Genomic DNA, 18,608 nt, shown 5'->3' on the forward strand with positions numbered 1-18,608 from the left:
ATGGCTTATGATAATTTAGCGTTTTTAATACCACTTTTACCCGCACTCGCCTTTGTAATTACCTTCTTTGTAGGTAAGAAAACCCCATATGGCGGAGCATTAATTCCGATATTCGCAATAGCAGCATCATTTTTGATCTCTCTATTGATCACTATAGGATTGCTGCAGAACCCGGATCAGGTAATTAGCCAGTCCTACCACTGGTTTGCAATTCTTAATCTGGGTGTTCTGATAGATCCGCTTGCAGCGGTAATGCTCACAATGGTGACCTTTGTAAGTCTGCTTATTCACATCTATTCAGTAGGCTACATGTCACATGACCCGGCCAAATCAAGGTACTTTGCAGAGACCTCCCTTTTCACTGCGTCCATGCTCAGTCTGATTTTGTCCGACAATATTCTCCAGTTGTTCATAAGCTGGGAACTTGTGGGTCTGTGTTCTTATCTGCTGATCGGTTTCTGGTACCAGAAACCCAGCGCTGCTTCAGCGGCAAAGAAGGCTTTCCTCACCACGAGGATTGGAGATGTCATGTTCCTTGCAGGTATTATTGTCCTGTTTGCCGATCTTTTCAAACTGGTAAACGGCAGTATTCCCGAAGGTGTCTACCTGCTCCGCTTCGATGAGATTTTCTCATACATCCCCGAAATAGCTGCCATGAATGCAACTATCCTCGGATTTGAGGTCAGCCATCTTACGATAATCACCCTTCTGTTCTTCGGAGGGGCCGTTGGTAAATCCGGTCAGTTCCCGCTACATGTGTGGCTGCCTGATGCAATGGAAGGTCCAACAACGGTTTCGGCCCTTATCCATGCTGCAACAATGGTTACAGCCGGTGTGTATCTGGTTGCAAGAACTTTCCCGATGTTCATAGCTGCACCACAATCCCTCATAATAGTGGCATATGTGGGTGCTTTCACTGCACTGTTTGCTGCAACAATGGGAATTGTGATGAACGATTTGAAACGGGTACTTGCCTATTCTACCATCAGTCAGCTTGGTTACATGATGCTGGGATTGGGTATGGGAGCAGTCATCGGTGCAGAAGCAGTCGGTGTATCTATATTCCACCTTATCAGCCATGCATTCTTCAAGGCACTTCTTTTCCTTTGTGCCGGTAGTGTGATCCATGCTGTTGGAACCCATGATATGAGGGAACTCGGTGGTGTTGCAAAGGTCATGCCGATAACAGCTGCAACAATGGTGGCCGCATCTCTTGCCCTTGCAGGCTTCGGTATACCCGGAACCTCTATAGGAAGTACTGGTTTCTTCAGTAAAGACCCAATAATTGAGAATGCATATCTCTTTGGAGAACATGCAGGCAACTGGTTCCCATATCTCTTTGCAATCGTGGCAGCACTGCTTACTTCACTTTACATATTCAGGCTGCTGTTCATGACATTTGCCGGAAAGCCCAGGACCAATTATGGTGGACATGAATCTCCTGCATCAATGACAGTTCCGCTTTCCATACTGGGTATACTTGCCCTGGTCTTCGGAGCTATCGTTGTTGAGCCATTCAACAAGTTTGTAAGCAGTACCTTTGTGAACAATTTTGTTAACATGGATATCCCTGCTTTGGCAGAGGTGGGTAACTATGAACTTGTCCATCATGCAGGCCACGAACCACTTCTCATCCTGTGGATGCCTGTTATCGTTGCAGTAATTGGTCTGTTGATCGCCTTTGTGATCTACTACCAGAAAGCAATAGACATGAGCAGGTTTGTTTCAAAAAACAATGTTGTTTACAAACTCCTCTACAACCGCTACTATCAGAATGAGATCTTCACCCAGCTCTTTGCTGTCAAGTTTGTCTATGAAGGTCTTGCTATGGCAGGTTATCACATAGACAGGTTTATTGATGGTATTGTCAACGTAATCAGTTACCTGACAATAGAGGTAGGGGATTCCTTCAGGAAGATACAGACAGGAGTTATACAGCACTACTCGGTGGCTGTCATTACGGGAGTAAGTCTCCTGGTAATATTGATCAAGCTCGTCATGGAGGTCTTCTAATGTTGCCGGTATTATCACTCATAGTGCTGATTCCGCTATTGTTCTCAGCATTTGCATTCCTTACGAAAACAAGGGAGCAAGCTCGTGTGGTGGCCCTTATGGGTACACTTATCACTCTGGTATTGACCCTTTACATGTATTTCAGCTTCGACAGTTCATCAGCTGCGATGCAGTTTGAAGAAATGGCAAGCTGGATTCCAAGTCTTGGTATAAACTACCACCTTGGTGTTGATGGTATCTCAATGCCTCTTATATTGCTCAATGCAATAGTAATTCCACTGCTTATACTGTTCACCTGGGATGATGTCAGATCAACTCCCAACAGGTTTTACGGCCTTATCCTTGCAATGCAGGGAGCAGTTATCGGTGTATTCATTTCCCTGGACTTCTTCCTCTTCTATGTATTCTGGGAACTTACACTGATCCCGCTGTTCTTCATGGTGAACATATGGGGCGGTCCGAATAAGAGGCATGCTTCAATCAAGTTCTTCATTTACACCCATGTGGCTTCCCTGGTGATGCTTCTGGGTATCTTTGGACTTTACTTTGCTGCCTGGGACCAGACTGGTGTGGCAAATATGGGCATTGCCCATCTCATGAGCCAGTTCCCGATGATTGGGTCAGGTATTGCCAGAGATGCAATATTCCTTGCACTTCTCTTCGGTTTCCTGGTGAAACTTCCAATAGTGCCATTCCATTCCTGGTTGCCCGATGCTTATGCAGAGGCACCGACTGCCGGCAGTGTACTGTTCATCCTGCTCAAGATTGCAGGATACGGGATCTTCCGTGTTATCCTGCCAATGCTTCCTGCTACAGGAACCCCGGATATGATGATTACAATCCTGGGATTGCTTGGTTCTGTAAGTATTGTGTACGGTGCATTCCTAGCACTGTCCCAGAAGGATCTCAAGAGAATGGTTGCCTATTCCAGTGTAAGTCACATGGGCTTTGTGGCCCTGGGAGCTGCAGGACTTGTTGCATTGTCTATATCCGGAGCAATGTTCCAGCAGTTTTCCCACGGTTTGATAATGAGCATAATGTTCATGTCCGTAGGAGTAATTCAGGCCTCTACCGGTACCAGAATTATCAATGACCTTGGAGGCCTTGCTACAAAAATGCCCAAACTGGCGGTTATAATGATGCTGGCTTTCATGGCTTCCCTGGGATTGCCAGGTTTGACCGGTTTCATCGCTGAATTCATGGTTTTCACTTTCAGTTATGTAAACGTGCCAACATTTGTAATACTCGCACTGTTTGGTGTAGTCATAACTGCTGGTTACCATCTCTGGGCAATGCAAAGAACTATGTTTGGCGTCTATAATGGAAAGATCGGAGAGGTCTTTGACCTGTCCAATGTACAGACCTTCTCCATGGCAGTTATAGCCCTGCTGGTACTGTACTTCGGATTGAACCCAAGTCCGGTGCTGGATATGATGATTACAGGTTCGAATGAAATAGTCAGCCTTATGGCTGCAATGGGGGTGTAAGAATGGTAGATTTGATGTTACTTGCACCTGAAATTATAGTTGCATTGACTGGATTGATCGTACTCACGATTGGTATTTTCATGGGTTCGTCATCCAAAAACGTACTTGGCTATATCGCAACAGCAGGCTGTCTGGCAGCCCTTGCAATGGTGATTGGCAACTTCAGTGCTTCTGCATTGATGTTTTCCGATACCCTGAGTGTGGACCCCCTTTCCCAGTTCTTTAAACTGGTGTTTTTGGTGGTTGCTCTTATTGTGTCCATTGCATCGATCAAGTACACTGAAGACAATAAAGACACGGAAATCTTCTATACCCTTGTGCTGTTTGCCACCTTCGGTATGATGTTTGTGGCATCTGCCAATGACCTCATGGTTCTTTTTGTGGCCTTTGAGCTGGCAAGTATAGCAACATATGCCCTTGCCGGGTTTGAGAAGAAGAACCCCCGGTCTGTCGAAGCATCAATGAAATACCTGCTTATGGGTGCTCTCTCAGCAGCCCTATTGCTTATGGGAATATCCTTTGTTTACGGTGCAACTGGTACCACATCCATTCCGGGCATCGCCCAGAATATGGATGTATTGGCCTCCAACGCAATCGGTTTACTTGCAATAGTACTCCTGATAGCAGGTTTTGGTTTCAAGATTGCTCTTGTACCATTCCACATGTGGGCTCCGGATACCTACCAGGGTTCACCTTCTGTTGTATCGGCCCTGCTGGCCGCAGGCTCCAAGAAGATGGCATTTGTTGCCGCATTCAAGGTATTCATAGTAGCCCTTCTGGCAATCCAGGCCGACTGGAGGATGGCTTTTGCGGTACTGGCAGTAATTACCATGACATATGGTAATGTAGTGGCCCTGTCCCAGAGAAGTGTGAAACGTATGCTCGCTTACTCCTCTGTTGCACAGGCAGGCTACATTTCAATGGCATTTGTTGTACTGACCCCGATGGCACTGACCGGAGGTATACTTTATACCCTGGCCCATGGTTTCATGAAAGCCGGTGCTTTCATAGCTACGGCCGCTGTAGTCTACATGGTTATAAAGGAAAAGAGGGATACGGAAATCCCTGATCACCTTGATAACTTCAAGGGATTGGGTAAGAAAATGCCAATAACGGCACTGTGTCTTACAGTATTTGTACTTGCACTTGCAGGAATTCCCCCAACAGCAGGTTACATGAGTAAGTTCATCCTTTTCTCCTCGACTATTCAGGCAGGAATGGTATGGCTTGCTGTAATCGCAATCTTAAACAGTGCGGTTTCCCTGTATTACTATGCAAGGCTTGTACGATACATGTATGCAATGCCTCATGAAGGTGAAAAACTAGCCGAGCCTGCTCCTTATGTAGCAGCTCTTCTGATTTCCCTTGTGGGTGTACTGGCTATTGGTTTATGGCCAGAGCCATTCGTTAAAATTGCAATGCAAGCAGCCAGCGTACTTGTCGGAGGTATCTAATATGGCAGATTGTGATCTGTGCGGTGTGTCAATACCCACCGTTTGTCCGGTAAAAGTGTTTGAACCCCGGTTCGAACACTCTTATCCTGAAGGAATCTGGAAAGGTCTTTGCGAAAAATGTCTTGATTCTGCAAAAGGCACATTTGACGAAAAAAGAGATGAGGAAGGCAAATGCGTTCCCGGTAATAAATTCGAGAATTGTGATCTTTGTGGGACCACTTGCCAAATCTATGATATAGAGGTCTTTGTTCCCTCATTCAAGAATGTATACGATGAAGAGGTAAGACATCTCTGCAGGCGCTGTCTTGAAAGCTGTAATGAGGCCTATGACAGGAAAGATGAGTGTTTTGGAGAACACCACTAAAAGGGGATTCTCCCCCCTTCCTCTATTTTTTAAGCTATACTGAGTAATATAACCAGTATCGTAAATCTTGTTAGAATACTCATTCCGGTTGATATTGTTACTATTTTCACGCCCAGTTTTGGACCGAATATAGATATATATCTTGGCAATAGAGTCCTTATACTGAATATCGGCAGCATGAACATACTTCCAAGCATTATGACGATCATGGCCTGCAGATAGGATATACTTCCCTCACCTATCATGGGGCCAAGCAAGGACACTCCCAATATGGGGCTGGCAATATAAGTTGTCAGGGGAATGATGCTTTCTGAAGGAATCCCAAAAAGGTCAGCCAGAGGCAGCACACTGAATATTTCAAAAAAACCTCTCTCCCTCAGTGCAAAAACAAGGGTTGTCATACCCAGGTATATTGTGGCAATCTTGAAGAAAAGTTTCTTTTCTTTTTTGAAACTTGCTTTCATTGCTTCCTTTAGTGGCGGTCTATTACCGTTATGTCCGTCATCCAGTGTACAGTTTTTTTGTTCCTTTATCCAGAATTTGCTCAGTATAATAACAACTGAAAACTTCACAACGGCTGATATAATGAATACCATCACGTAGAATCCACCAACTACAGGTCCCAGTGCAGGTATTATTATGGGTATCTGATACGTTATGATCCCCCTTACATAAGCAGGTGTACTGTTGAGAAGGGCACATAGTATTGCTTCCCTGTCATTAACACACCCTTTATCCTTTGCCTGGACCACCATGCTGTTTGCAGCAGCCGTTGATCCGATAGCAACTAAAAAAGCACTTCCGCAGGACTCGGGCAGATTGGTGTGCTTGAGGAGAGGTCTTGCGAGGCGGGATAATTTTTTCATCAGCCCCAATTCTATAAGGAGTCCGGCACCCCATAATCCAATAAAAATCATTATAAGTATGGGAACTGCAAAATCAAGAACCCTTAATAACAGGTCGATCATATCATTTTAGATAGGAATCCCTGTAAATTAATCTATTTATCCCTTTTTTATTAATACCAGAAGTTTGATATTATTAGTAATAATATCTGGAGATGTGAAGATCATGAAAAAAGAAATGATGAACATCCTTGCCTGTCCCCTGTGCAAGGGGGAGCTAGTTCTAAATATAAGCAGTGATGAAGGGGAAGAGGTTATTAGTGGTACTCTCTATTGTGCTGCATGTGACGAATATTATCCCATCGAGGCAGGCATTCCCAACATGCTTCCTCCTGAAATGAGAGACTAAACAGGTGAATCCCCATTGCAACAGATACATATCAACAGACTTGGTGTAAATTCCATTGAATTTGATATTCCTTCTGTTGAGGTTTCCCTCTCACCCGGTGGAGAACAGAGTTTTGAGATCGTGATTATCAACTATGGTTCGCCGACTCATGTCAATTTTTCCATTTCAGAAAATCTGGATGGTTATGTAACTTTCCTTGATGACAATCCTTATGTGACCCATGAAGAATATGTACCAGTTGTTGTCAGGATTCCTCATGAAGGCAGGGTATTCAGTAGTGGCACAATTTTTGTTACCATGGGATATGGCTCCAAAACAGAATCATTTGGTATAAACATAGGCCAGCAGGACAACGTACGAATTCCTGTAGAGGAAGAACCGAAAATAGAACCTGTCCATATTCCTTCCCCTCCTTCTTCTGCATCAAAGACTAAATGGAGCATGGATTTTGGCCAGTTCCTTAAGAAATCCATCTCTCCAAATGATATGAAATTAATCACCCTTTTGTTTATGTTAATTGGTTTCCTCTTTGGTGCCTATTATGTAATATCATCTGTTAATCTAAATCCTGCCGGTTTTTCAACCAGCTTTTATACATCTCTGGCAATCGCTATTCTTCTGACTTTATTATTTGCTTATATGTTAACCAAACTACCTGTTTTCAGAAAATAACGAGGTACTTAGAATGAAATATATTATAATCACAGGCGGTGTTATGAGTGGTCTCGGTAAGGGGATTACTGCTGCTTCTGTAGGACGGAACCTGAAAAACAAGGGACAAAAGGTAACTGCCATCAAGATAGATCCTTATATCAATATTGATGCAGGTACCATGAGTCCTTTCCAGCACGGTGAAGTTTATGTGCTGAAAGACGGTGGTGAAGTAGATCTCGATCTGGGCAACTACGAACGGTATCTTGACACTGAACTGACATGGGACCATAACCTGACTACCGGTAAGATATACCAGTCTGTTATTGAAAAGGAGAGAAGGGGTGAATATCTTGGTAAGACAGTGCAGATCATTCCTCATATTACCAATGAAATAAAGGCCCGTATCCGCAGGGTTGCAGCCAAAAGTGGTGCTGATATCTGTCTGATTGAAGTCGGCGGGACGGTGGGTGACATTGAAAGTATGCCGTTCCTTGAAGCGGTGAGGCAGATGCACAGGGAGGAAGCCGAGGATGACATTATTTTCCTTCATGTAACCCTGGTTCCCATTGATGCCCAGGGAGACCAGAAAACAAAACCCACACAACACTCGGTCAAAGATCTGCGCCAGCTTGGTCTATCTCCGGATGTGATTGTCGCGCGATGTAAAAATCCTCTGCATGAAAGTACCCGTGCTAAAGTGTCCCTCTTCTGTGATGTTCCAAAGGAAGCCGTAGTAAGTGCCCATGATTCAAATGATATTTATGATGTCCCACTCCTGCTGGAAGAACAGGGACTTACAGGGTACATGATGCAAAGACTCGATCTGGTCACAACACAGCAAGACCATTCCTGGGAAGATATGGTCAAAAGAATGAATTCTGCGACCGGGGATGTCAGGCTTGCAATTGTTGGAAAATATACCAATCTTGAGGATTCCTATCTAAGTATAAGGGAATCCCTTAAACATGCAGCAATTGAAGTTGGATGCAAGGTAAGGACCGACTGGGTAAGTTCGGAATCCTTTGATGAAGACCCCGCGGCAATCAATACACTTCAGCAGTATGATGGTGTGCTTGTTCCTGGTGGTTTCGGGGAACGGGGTGTAGAAGGCAAGATCCAGGCGGTAAAGTTTGCCCGGGAAAATGATATTCCTTTCCTGGGGCTGTGTCTTGGTATGCAATTGTGTGTTATTGAGTTTGCACGGAATGTAGCGGGTATGGAAAATGCCAACAGTGCCGAATTCGATGAAAACACTCCTTATCCGGTAATTGACCTTTTGCCGGAACAGGAGAATATAGTAAATATGGGTGCCACAATGAGGCTTGGGGATTATGAGGCCATTCTCACAAAGGGTTCACTGGCAGAAAAAATCTATGGAACCGATACCATAGTCGAGCGCCATCGTCACCGGTATGAGGTAAATCCCAACTTTGTAGATAGGCTGGAAGAGAAGGGAATGGTATTTTCAGGGAAGAATCGCAATCGTATGGAAATAGCCGAAATACCTTCCCATAGTTTCTTTTTTGCTTCCCAGTTCCATCCTGAATTTCGCTCAAGACCCGGCAGGCCCTCTCCTCCTTTCAGGGCCTTTGTGGAAGCAATGTTTAAGAGAAAATAATTAACTCATATCTGCGGGTTCTGCTTTCATGTATTCCCTGAGGACAGTTGTTGCATAACTTCCCTTGGGCAGACAGAACTCCAGTGTAACTTTTTTCTTCCCTTCATTTAATTCGTCGTCAGCAATTGTGTAAGCCGGTTTGACATTCAACAGTATTTCCCTGCGCCTGCCCTTTGAGGTGATACGAGGAATCTCGGGAATATGGAAATCGTTCTGTTCAAAACCTGTCTGATGGAGTATTTCTTTTTCTATATTGCCCGGTGAGCTGTCCGTAAATTCGGTGGATGTGCCGACCAGCGGGGCCGTCACAAAAGCCCTGCCCCTGCGAATCAGATTATTTATTCCTTTTACCTTGGAGGATGTTACAGTTTCAAGCCGGGAGGTATCTGGCAGTCCCTGCTTATTCTTGAAGCACACAATATCACCTTCGACTGCTTCATTGAGGGGCAGTTTTCCCCGGATCCGTCTGCAGATTATCCGATTATAGATATATGACTGGCAGGCATGGACAAACATATTCCGCATGTTGGAACTCAATTCGCCGAATGCTCCGGCAAAGTCATCCGGATTATTCACAAGATAGTGCATCATTGCCCTTTCGTAGCGCAACTGAACCGGATATTCTTTCAGGCTTTCGATATAGTTGCGCTCCTTATAGAAACGGTCGCGTACAAGCTTTGTTTTCTCGTGCTCATCTGGAAAACTCAAACCAATATAATCTATTGCAGCTTTTTCAATATCTCCCCTTACTATTGATTCGCCCACAAGATGGGTGATGGGACGACGTGAGCCAAATCTCTGAATCCCGAAAAAGTTGGGTACTCCATCAAGTTTATTTATTGTGGAAGTGATATTCAGGAGTCTGTTATCAAGTTTTTCCTGTGGCAGGTCGATATCCCGGACAATGATTTTGAATTTATTTCCCACGAGGTCTCCCAAACCCACATCTTTGTTGGAGCGGCCCAGGACTTTCAGATCCACATCCTTAAGTTTTATTCTTTCAACGTCTTCTGTTTCAAGATCGTATATACTTATACGCTGGATGGTAAGTGCCCTTTTGTCCTTGGTACCGGCAAAACCAAACCTTTTGGAACTTATTCCCAGAATTCGGGACATATCCCTTATCAGGTGGTGGGTTTCCCAGTTTTTTTTCGTAAGTTCAAGAATCAGGTATTTTCCTTCCTTGCCTTCCTCCCTACCCGTGACTTCCTCAACAACAAAATCTTCACTAATTTGTTTTAACTTTCCGCCGATACCTTCTGTTTCCGTTACATAAAGGTCGATACCGGTTTGTTTTTCTATATCAGGCACTTGCATGGATAATCCTCATCTTGCGGCAATATCTATTACTGTTACATTTGTATTCCTGGTGTATGTCCAGCCGTTTTCTGTGGGAGCAGTTTCCACCGGCAGGCTTCCTGCATACATGCCTGCGGTCGGATCAAGAAGTAACCAGCAACCGTATTTATCGGTTGCATAATATACGGGCACGCACCCATAGTATTGCTCTATGGCCCCTGAGATACGATCGATGTCTTCATCTGTTCCGATGTAAACTGCCGCATAGGCATGTGTATCGGTCAGGTATATCCGGGATGTGCCCCCGATTGCTTCCACCAGGGAAGCCATTGTGATGGCGTAATCATCACAGTCTCCTGCCCCGATTTCCAGGGTCTCACCCGGGCCGACCCAGTAATCCGATCCCCGGGGATCGCTGATATAATCCACATCTTCTATCAAATTATCATACAGGGCACATACCTGGTGAATATTGTATTTGCCGGGGTACTCTTTTGCTGCTTTTGCAGCTTTGCTTCTGACCTGTGGGTCGGATGAATTGACAAGGGAGTTTATCTTATCGAAAAGATATGCCGGGTTGTAACTATATTGTGGATTTACTTCTGTAGCAGCAGCTCGGGTTTCGATTTCAATTGCGTCAAAATACTGCATCCCGTAATCGTGCCATTTACCTGATTCGGAAATTGCCATTATCTTTATGAAAGGCTCTGGTTTTATTGTCGTTTTGTCGGGTACGTCAAAACAGGCATATCCCAGTTCTTTTTCTTCTTTTGGGGGTATCAGGTATCCGCTTTCAAAATCGTATATGCCGTTTCCACTTGCCGGCCGGATGCCGTATCCATATACGTAAATTTCATTATTTCCCGTATTTGTGATGGTCATTGTGAGCATACCGGTATTTTTCCGGAAGGGTTCACCATAACTGTAAGCACTTGATATGCTGTAGCCGGGGGGCAGTATCTGACTTTGGGTGGGTTTATCGTCATATTCTGGATCAAGAACGTGTACTTGTGGGTATGTCAGGGTTTGGGTATCGGGTTCATAGGCAGTTTCCATACTTCTGTCATTGGAGATGGGAATGCTTTCTTGCAGAAGTTCCGGATTCTGGCCGCCGATATAGATCAGTATGCCAATCAGGGCTATCAGTAAAATGAAACCCTTTGTCCTCATTGTACCATCCTTTAAAGCAACTTCAGGGAACCGGTGATACGTTCTATGTCTTCATTTGTTGCGGGCCCTATGCCAAGAGCAGTGACAGTGCCCGGTTTAATCTCGGTCAGGCCGGCATCCTGTATCAGGGCGGTGGGAAGGTTCTGTGCCCGGGCGATTTCCCTTAACTCATAAAGGTCCCTTTCGGCAGGCACTTTGAGTACTACTTTTTTCTGTCCTTCAGCTTTCCATTTTGAATATATTTTGGAATCTGCCTTCTCGGATGCTGATACTGCAGCATGGGCCACCTGTACCGCAAGTTTGCCCTTTGATAGTTTCAGGTCCTGTCGGATCACAATACATTGTTTGCAGGTAAACATTTTAATGTCCTCTTTAGGAAATCAGGTCAGAGCCTTTCCATAAGGTGGTCTATTATCTTCTCTGCCGGATTTATCCCCCATGTTCTATAAATACCTGCCCCGGAAGGAGTTGCATTTACTTCCAGCACCATGTTACCGTCTTTTCCTTCGATCAGGTCAACTCCTGCATATTCGGCCCCTATTTTTTCACATGTGCGGATACACAGTTCTTCCTGTTCTTTTTCCAGCATACATTTTTCAGTATTTCCACCCTGGCTAAGATTGTTTAACCATCCCTTTTCCGCTTTCCTGTAGATAGCTCCGATTACTTCATCCCCCACAACAAAAGCACGTATGTCCCTGCCGGGATTTGCTATATATTTCTGGATGTATAACATCCCCCTTTCATTCATCATCCTGCTTACAAATCCCCTTACCGGTGTATCATCCATATTTCCATCTGGATAGATTATCTGTCCGTTCTTGATCCTGTATATTCCCATTCCTTTATACCCGAATACAGGCTTGATAATGGCGTCTTCAAATGATGCCAGGGTATTCATGGCACTTTCTGTATCCTGGACGCCTTTTGTGGGAGGTACCGGTATATTTGCTTCTGCCAGAAGGTATGTAGCATGATATTTGTTTGCAGCATTCTGGATTGATGCCGGTGAATTGATAACAGGTATCCCACAGCTTTCCAACTGGCGTAAAATATCAAACCTGAAAATGACTCCATCTCCATTGCCTCCGCCGGCATCCCTTGCAACGATGGCATCAAGGTCCTGCAGGTTTATGTCACCTGCGTGATAGGTTATGTTTGTCCCGATGGTCACTTCTGCATCGGCAAGATTAATCGGTATGGGGGTAATGCGGTTGTTGGATGTGGCTTCTATTAGAGATTTTGTGGTCCAGTCTTCAGGATCGGTAATGAGTATTCCTATGTTTTTCATCTGGATTTAATGTAATCCTGATCGGATAATTATGTTTTTGTCCCATGATTGGAAATATTAGTAAAAAATGGCATATCTTTAATCAGACATGCCCGATATCAGTATTTCCTGAAATTTCCGTGTTTGTGGTGCACAGGTCCTCTGTGCTTAATTTATGGACATCATCGTTGCCCGTCAACCGGGCAAAATCCTTCATTTCCTCCGTTGAAACTCTCAGGAAATGCTCCAGTTTTTTGGCGGAATATTCGATCTTCAGTCTCTTTCGAAGCTCCGGATTCTGGGTGGTAACCCCCACCGGACACTGTCCGGTGTCACACAAACGGTATTGCTGGCATGCACATGCCATCAGGGCTGCAGTGCCTATCGCTATGGCATCGGCTCCCATTGCAAGTGCCTTTGCAAAATCAGAGGAAACCCTCAGGCCACCTGTGATAACCAGTGAGATGTCCTTTATGTTCCTGTCATCCAGAAATTTCCTGGCCCTGTACAGGGCGAATAGGGTAGGCATTGACGTTGCCTGTTTGACAAACTTTTTTGCAGCTGCGGTTGCTCCGGGTCGCCCGTCGATTGTAATAAAATCAGGGTCTGCATGGATTGCAACCTCAAGATCTGCTTCAATATTGCCTGCCGCTATCTTGATACCGATTGGTTTGCCCCCGGATTTTTCCCTGAGCCAGGAAACCTTGTTCTTGAGATCATCCTTGTTCTTAATGTCCTCGTAGCGGGACGGAGATATAACATCCACCCCCTGTGGAAATCCCCTTGCCTTTGCAATCTCAGGAGTTACTTTCTCAGCCGGCAATTGTCCTCCCATTCCGGGTTTTACTGACTGGCCTATCTTTATTTCTATGGCATCCACTTTTTGCAGGTTCTCATCAGTGACACTGTACCTGTTGGGTACGTATTCGAATATGTATTTGTGTGCCTTTTCAAAAGATTCCTGCAAAATTCCGCCTTCTCCCGAGCACATGGCAGTTCCCAAAGCAGCACTTCCGGTTGCCAGGGAGATCTTAACCTCCCGTGAGAGTGCTCCGTATGACATATGGGTAATGTAAAGAGGTGTGTCTATCATTAGGGGTCGTTTTGCTTTTGGACCGATTGTTGTACCTGTGGTAACTGCCTCGTCATGGTTTAAAGGAAAATTTGCAAGTTGTGCACCTTTTATTAGTATATCATCCCAGGAGACCACGTCCATTTTTGTTCTCATGGGTTCGATTACGGATTCACCTGTGACGGATATTTGATGAATATCTGACATATGGCTTTCCAGTTCGTCGGATTCCCTTTTCCACTCCCCCAGATATCCACCCAGCTCCTTATCGAGGGTGGTTATTGACATTCTGCTTTTTGTACCACAGTAGGGACAGGTTACAACTTCATCTACATGGGTCTCAGCCTTCTCCTCTTTTACGGGTTTTAAGTGAGTCTTATTCGCTTTACAGATAGGACATTCCCAGTCATCAGGGAAATCCTCAGGTTTCGTATCCGGCCTGATATCGGTAAGTGAATTTCCTCTATCGTCGTCGTACTCAAAAACATTACAGATCTCACATCGGTATTTGGACATTGTATCACAGTTTGGTATCTCACTTTTGTTTTCCGGGAGGGATTCGCGGAGATATGCAGGTGCAATGTGGACATATATAAAATTACAATATATTTTCCCTGACGTAATGCACGGAATATGTATGCTCAAAAAAAGATATTATGGAAGGATTACTTCCCAAGCTGTTCCTTCTCGGATCCTCTGGTACAGTAATAGCCGTTAGTAAGTCCCATCTCCTCTGTTACCGGACATCCTCCGCAAATACAGCCACTCTCTTCATTAATGCAGCCACTCTTTCCGATTGTTGAAAAGCAATATCCTCCCTTTTCCCCGCATTCGACCCATGAGGGACAGCTAGGGCATATGCACATGGACATTACCATTTCTTTCTTTTGTTCCATTTCCTCAAGACTCATTTCTTCTGCCATTTATTTCACTCCCTGTTATATTTTATAATAATAGATGTATGATCTATGTCTCTTATTTATCTAACCGTTGCCTCTGAAAAATGTATAACAAATTAAATTATCATACCCCACTTTCATCGAATTGGTCATATATTTTGTTCATCTGATCACTATTTGTGACTACCACTAATTCGTCTTCCTTCTCAATTTTGGGATCTTTTCCTGCCAGAATAAAATTTGACTCTCTGTAGAGGCCCACAAATGCGCTTTCTGAGGGGAGGGGGAGTTCTGAAAGATGCTTTCCAGCAGTTTTATCACCTACGATAATACTGATGAAACGTACATTGGAACGTACAAGATTACTTAGTTCCATTGTATCCACGCCTCTTAGCACATCCGATATTATCATGGAAGAAGTGTTCGAAGGATTAATGATATGCCGGAATCCCAGTTTCCTTGCCACTGCCATGAACTGCTCTTCATTTGTTTTGACAATTATTTTGGCATTATTGGAACTTCTGGCTATCAAGCCTATCAGGATATTGTTCTGGTCGTTATCTGTACAGGCGACAACTGCATCAGCTTCCTCGATTTCTGCTTTCTCAAGTATCTCGGGCTTGGTTCCTTCGGCATTGATGATTGTACAATCAAATGACTCTGCAAGTTCTTTGGCATGTTCAGCATTCCTTTCTATCAAGATGATTTCGTATCCCTGGTCTATCAGGTTCTTGGCTAGATGTTGTCCCAGTGCCCCACCGCCTACTATTATGACTCTCATTCATATTACTCCTTATCTTGCTCTCTGTATCCAGGTTCTTGGCATAAACAATATTAGTATTGGTATGATTTCAATCCTTCCAAGAAGCATGTCAAAACACAGTACAAGTTTAAGGACTGAAGGCATCGTTGCATCTGTCACCCCTGCAGAAAGACCGACTGTACCAAGTGCACTTGAAACCTCAAATATGGCATTTTCGGTACCAATGCCATGAAGCATTAGGATATATGTTGAAACAATAACGATGACCACATAAAGGGCCACGAAAACGGTTATCTGGTACAGTTCATCATTTTCTATAACGCGGTCTCTGATCCTGAATGGTGTTACCGTTTCTTTGGGCAGAAAGAAGCGCAGGAATACAAACCGGATAAGCCCCGCAAGCACAATCAGCCTGAATATCTTGATTCCGCCAGCTGTGGAACCTATGCTTCCTCCTATCCACATAAGACCGCTTAGGACTGCCTTTGATGAATCGGGCAAAACCGACATGTCAAGGGTTGAAAAACCTGCTGTTGTAAGGGCAGATATGACCTGAAAGGCGATTTCAGTAGTCCCCAGCTGTATTCCAGGGTCTTGCAAAATAGAAAAAGCGAAGATAAGAGTCCCTATACCCGCAATGATGAAAAAAGACCTGAGTTCAAGGTTTTCTGCTATTTTTTTGGGATTTTTGAGGGCCTCTGGGTACAGTTCAAAATTGATTGCTCCCATTATACATGCTATGGCGATAGTCAGTGGAACAAGAATATGCCCGAATTCCCCGACACTGCCTGGTCTTGTGGAAAAGCCACCTGTTGAGACACTACTCAGGCCGTGTGCTGTCGCGTCAAACAGGGACATACCACTCAGCAGGAGAATGGCTATTGCAATAACCGTTATTACCACATAGATTTTCCCAAGCAGGCGTGTGGTTGAAACCACGGTTGGTTTTATCGTTTTTTCACCGGAATATGCTTTGTATATCCTGAAAGCAGAGGCTCCGGGGTTGACAAATATCGAGAGGGCGATCAGTATGATGCCTATACCACCTACCCATTGGGACCATGCCCGGCTAAACAGGAAAACAGGTCCTGCATCAGTGGGGGCCACACTGAGCCCTGTGGTGGTGGTTGCGGAAACGCTTTCAAAGAATGCATCAATAAAAGGCATACCTGTTGTAAGGGACATTGGTATGGATGAAACGAAAGATATAAGCGGGAATGCGAGGGCTGCAAGTACAATGGCATCCTTTGTTTCCAGTTCATAGTCCGGGAGTGCCTTATAGATTGCAAACCCCAACATTCCTGTTATGATCGCCGTGAGTGCATAATAGCAGGCAGATGAAGAATCACCCAGCAGTAATGCCGCTCCCACTGGCACGGTTAAGACTAAGGCAAATATCATCAACAGGGAACCTATATATTTGACTACAGCATAGGCGTTGATTGGGGATACCAACTCATACATAGCATATAATATGAAGTTAAGTTTATATTTGTATTCTACTTTAGGCTGCTTTTGGATTTCTAATCACAATATTTTGTTGCAATCGAATCATCCGTTGTCCTCTATACTCTCCCCCACAATACCGTTCTGTTCCATCCAGCATGCAGTTAGGTCGGCCGCCCTTTCCACAGCATCCACTATTACGCTGTCAGCAGTTGCGATAACTCCAAGGTGGCCTGCCTGTTTGAGGTCGAAATCCACATTTTTTGATGTCGTGACGGCTGTTTTGAACAGGTATTTCGCTGCTCTCTTACGGATGAATTGTGCAAGTTTGCCACTGTTGCTCATCTGGCTGTCAAGAAGGATTGTTGCAGAATTCACTCCCAGTACCGAGAGTGTGGTCAGCATCTCATCAACAGCCTGATAGGTTGTAGCTGTATTGGTGTGGTTCTTGAAAATCCCCCGGGTGTCACGCAGGAATCCATCGTCTGCAAACCATACTGTCTCGTTCTGGATTACACTTTCCATGGTTATCAGTACATTGTATCCGTCTATGAAGATATCATACCCCTTCAGTCGTGAGCATGTGAGCCTTCTATTACTGCGTCTGGCTGCGGTCTCCGGGTCAAATACAAGCCTTGTAAGGATGTGCCTGTCTTCCTCTGCCAGACGGTAATGGTTGCTGACAAACCTGATTACACCTTTTCTCCTGTATCCCCTATAGAGAAGATACCTTATGTCGGCTGCAGGTTCTTTTAGTTTATTTTTGAATCTTTCTACTGATGTGATACCTGCGGCAGTCATACCTGAAAATCTCTTCCGATAAGTTTTATACATGTCGGCAACCACCCTTTAATGGTGATTTTTTGGAAATACTCTGGCTTGATCAGGATGACGTGAAATCCTTGCTGGATATGCCTTCAGCCCTGGAGGCAGTGGAAATGGCTTTTGCCCAGCACGGAAGGAATAAGGTACAGATGCCACCTAAATCTTATCTTTATTTTACCGAACATAATGGTGATCTACGCACAATGCCTGCTTTTCTGGAGGAAGAGGATGTTGCAGGTGTCAAGGTCGTAAATGTCCATCCTGAAAACCGTAAAGTAGGCCTGCCTACTGTAATGGCGACGGTTATACTCAATTCCACATCCACCGGTGCACCTCTTGCCATGATGGATGGTACATACCTCACAGATATACGCACCGGGGCTGCAGGAGGTGTGGCAGCCCGCTATCTTGCACGTGAAAACAGCAGTGTCGTGGGGATGGTGGGAGCGGGCAATCAGGCCAGGACACAATTAGAGGCTATATCGAACGTTTTCGATCTTGAACAGGTATATGTATTCGATCTGGATACTTCAAGAGCGGAGGATTTCAAAGAAGGAATGGAATCAGTTGCATGCTGTGACATAACAGTAGTTGATAGTATCCAGAAAGCCTGCGATGCAGACATCCTGATAACCACTACTCCTTCAAGAAAGCCGATAATCAAAGCACAATGGTTACCGGAGGGGCTGCACATCAATGCTATCGGGGCTGACGCCAGGGGCAAGGAAGAGCTGGATCCCAACATTCTCCAGAAAGCAAGGGTTGTGGTCGATGATATGGCACAGGCCACCCATTCCGGGGAAGTGAATGTCCCTCTTTCTGAGGGTTACATCCGACAGGAAGATATCTTCGCCCAACTGGGTCAGATAGTTGCCGGTCTGCATGAGGGTCGTGAATCGGACAGTCAGGTCACGGTTTTCGATTCAACTGGACTTGCGATACAGGATATTGTGACCGCCAATCTGGTTTATAAAAAGGCAAAAAATAAAGGTATAGGTTCGAAGGCAAAATTGTTCTGAT

18 protein-coding genes are annotated in these 18,608 nt (G+C 44.7%); 8 read left to right on the forward strand and 10 right to left on the reverse strand.

Going from position 1 to position 18,608, the window contains the following annotated elements; genetic code table 11:
• The 4 genes from fpoL to BHR79_RS05850 are packed head-to-tail and all read left to right on the forward strand — an operon-like array spanning position 1 to position 5,318.
• On the forward strand, positions 1-2,013 hold the full coding sequence (gene fpoL, locus BHR79_RS05835) for a F420H2 dehydrogenase subunit FpoL (protein WP_072561476.1): 2,013 nt from the start codon (positions 1-3) through the stop codon (positions 2,011-2,013).
• Positions 2,013-3,500, forward strand: a complete 1,488-nt coding sequence (gene fpoM, locus BHR79_RS05840) for a F(420)H(2) dehydrogenase subunit M (RefSeq protein ID WP_072561477.1) — start codon at positions 2,013-2,015, stop codon at positions 3,498-3,500. The genes fpoL and fpoM overlap by 1 nt, the downstream gene beginning before the upstream one ends.
• A gap of 2 nt (positions 3,501-3,502) precedes the next feature.
• Positions 3,503-4,954, forward strand: coding sequence for a F(420)H(2) dehydrogenase subunit N (gene fpoN, locus BHR79_RS05845; RefSeq protein ID WP_072561478.1), 1,452 nt, complete (start codon positions 3,503-3,505; stop codon positions 4,952-4,954).
• Between the two features lies 1 nt (position 4,955).
• Positions 4,956-5,318, forward strand: coding sequence for a F420H2 dehydrogenase subunit FpoO (locus BHR79_RS05850; RefSeq protein WP_072561479.1), 363 nt, complete (start codon positions 4,956-4,958; stop codon positions 5,316-5,318).
• Positions 5,319-5,347: 29 nt separating this feature from the next.
• Here BHR79_RS05850 and BHR79_RS05855 read toward each other — a convergent pair whose 3' ends face one another.
• A complete protein-coding gene (locus BHR79_RS05855; protein WP_072561480.1) occupies positions 5,348-6,286 on the reverse strand; it encodes a nucleoside recognition protein in 939 nt (312 codons plus the stop codon).
• A 103-nt stretch (positions 6,287-6,389) separates the two neighbouring features.
• On the opposite strand from BHR79_RS05855, the gene BHR79_RS05860 reads away from it, so the two are divergent.
• The 3 genes from BHR79_RS05860 to pyrG are packed head-to-tail and all read left to right on the forward strand — an operon-like array spanning position 6,390 to position 8,844.
• Positions 6,390-6,572 carry a methytransferase partner Trm112 gene (locus tag BHR79_RS05860; protein WP_072561481.1) on the forward strand — a complete coding sequence of 61 codons (183 nt, stop codon included), beginning with the start codon at positions 6,390-6,392 and terminating at the stop codon, positions 6,570-6,572.
• A 15-nt stretch (positions 6,573-6,587) separates the two neighbouring features.
• Positions 6,588-7,244 (forward strand): DUF7524 family protein, encoded by a 657-nt coding sequence (locus BHR79_RS05865; RefSeq protein WP_072561482.1) that lies wholly within the window; start codon positions 6,588-6,590, stop codon positions 7,242-7,244.
• Between the two features lie 13 nt (positions 7,245-7,257).
• Positions 7,258-8,844: a glutamine hydrolyzing CTP synthase gene (gene pyrG, locus BHR79_RS05870; RefSeq protein WP_072561483.1), complete on the forward strand. Its 1,587-nt coding sequence runs from the start codon at positions 7,258-7,260 to the stop codon at positions 8,842-8,844.
• On the opposite strand, the gene truD is transcribed toward pyrG, so the two are convergent.
• From truD to BHR79_RS05915, 9 genes are all read right to left on the reverse strand, one after another.
• Entirely contained in the window at positions 8,845-10,161 is a 1,317-nt protein-coding gene (truD, locus tag BHR79_RS05875; RefSeq protein ID WP_072561484.1) for a tRNA pseudouridine(13) synthase TruD, read from the reverse strand.
• Positions 10,162-10,170: 9 nt separating this feature from the next.
• A complete protein-coding gene (locus tag BHR79_RS05880) occupies positions 10,171-11,313 on the reverse strand; it encodes a transglutaminase-like domain-containing protein (protein ID WP_072561485.1) in 1,143 nt (380 codons plus the stop codon).
• Between the two features lie 11 nt (positions 11,314-11,324).
• On the reverse strand, positions 11,325-11,672 hold the full coding sequence (gene pth2, locus BHR79_RS05885) for a peptidyl-tRNA hydrolase Pth2 (RefSeq protein ID WP_072561486.1): 348 nt from the start codon (positions 11,670-11,672) through the stop codon (positions 11,325-11,327).
• Between the two features lie 26 nt (positions 11,673-11,698).
• Positions 11,699-12,604, reverse strand: a complete 906-nt coding sequence (mptN, locus tag BHR79_RS05890) for a tetrahydromethanopterin:alpha-L-glutamate ligase (RefSeq protein WP_072561487.1) — start codon at positions 12,602-12,604, stop codon at positions 11,699-11,701.
• An 82-nt stretch (positions 12,605-12,686) separates the two neighbouring features.
• Positions 12,687-14,171, reverse strand: coding sequence for a glutamate synthase-related protein (locus tag BHR79_RS05895; protein WP_072561488.1), 1,485 nt, complete (start codon positions 14,169-14,171; stop codon positions 12,687-12,689).
• 149 nt (positions 14,172-14,320) lie between these two features.
• Entirely contained in the window at positions 14,321-14,578 is a 258-nt protein-coding gene (locus tag BHR79_RS05900; protein ID WP_072561489.1) for a DUF2769 domain-containing protein, read from the reverse strand.
• Positions 14,579-14,678: 100 nt separating this feature from the next.
• Positions 14,679-15,335 carry a potassium channel family protein gene (locus BHR79_RS05905; RefSeq protein ID WP_072561490.1) on the reverse strand — a complete coding sequence of 219 codons (657 nt, stop codon included), beginning with the start codon at positions 15,333-15,335 and terminating at the stop codon, positions 14,679-14,681.
• Between the two features lie 12 nt (positions 15,336-15,347).
• Positions 15,348-16,781 carry a TrkH family potassium uptake protein gene (locus BHR79_RS05910; protein WP_072561491.1) on the reverse strand — a complete coding sequence of 478 codons (1,434 nt, stop codon included), beginning with the start codon at positions 16,779-16,781 and terminating at the stop codon, positions 15,348-15,350.
• Positions 16,782-16,868: 87 nt separating this feature from the next.
• Positions 16,869-17,597, reverse strand: a complete 729-nt coding sequence (locus tag BHR79_RS05915) for a DUF434 domain-containing protein (RefSeq protein WP_234970476.1) — start codon at positions 17,595-17,597, stop codon at positions 16,869-16,871.
• A gap of 29 nt (positions 17,598-17,626) precedes the next feature.
• Here BHR79_RS05915 and ala point away from each other — a divergent pair, with 29 nt between their 5' ends.
• Complete coding sequence (ala, locus tag BHR79_RS05920) at positions 17,627-18,607, forward strand: alanine dehydrogenase (RefSeq protein ID WP_072561492.1); 981 nt, start codon at positions 17,627-17,629, stop codon at positions 18,605-18,607.
• Position 18,608: the final 1 nt, after the last annotated feature.

This window comes from Methanohalophilus halophilus (genome assembly GCF_001889405.1).
Classification (GTDB): Archaea; Halobacteriota; Methanosarcinia; order Methanosarcinales; family Methanosarcinaceae; genus Methanohalophilus; species Methanohalophilus halophilus.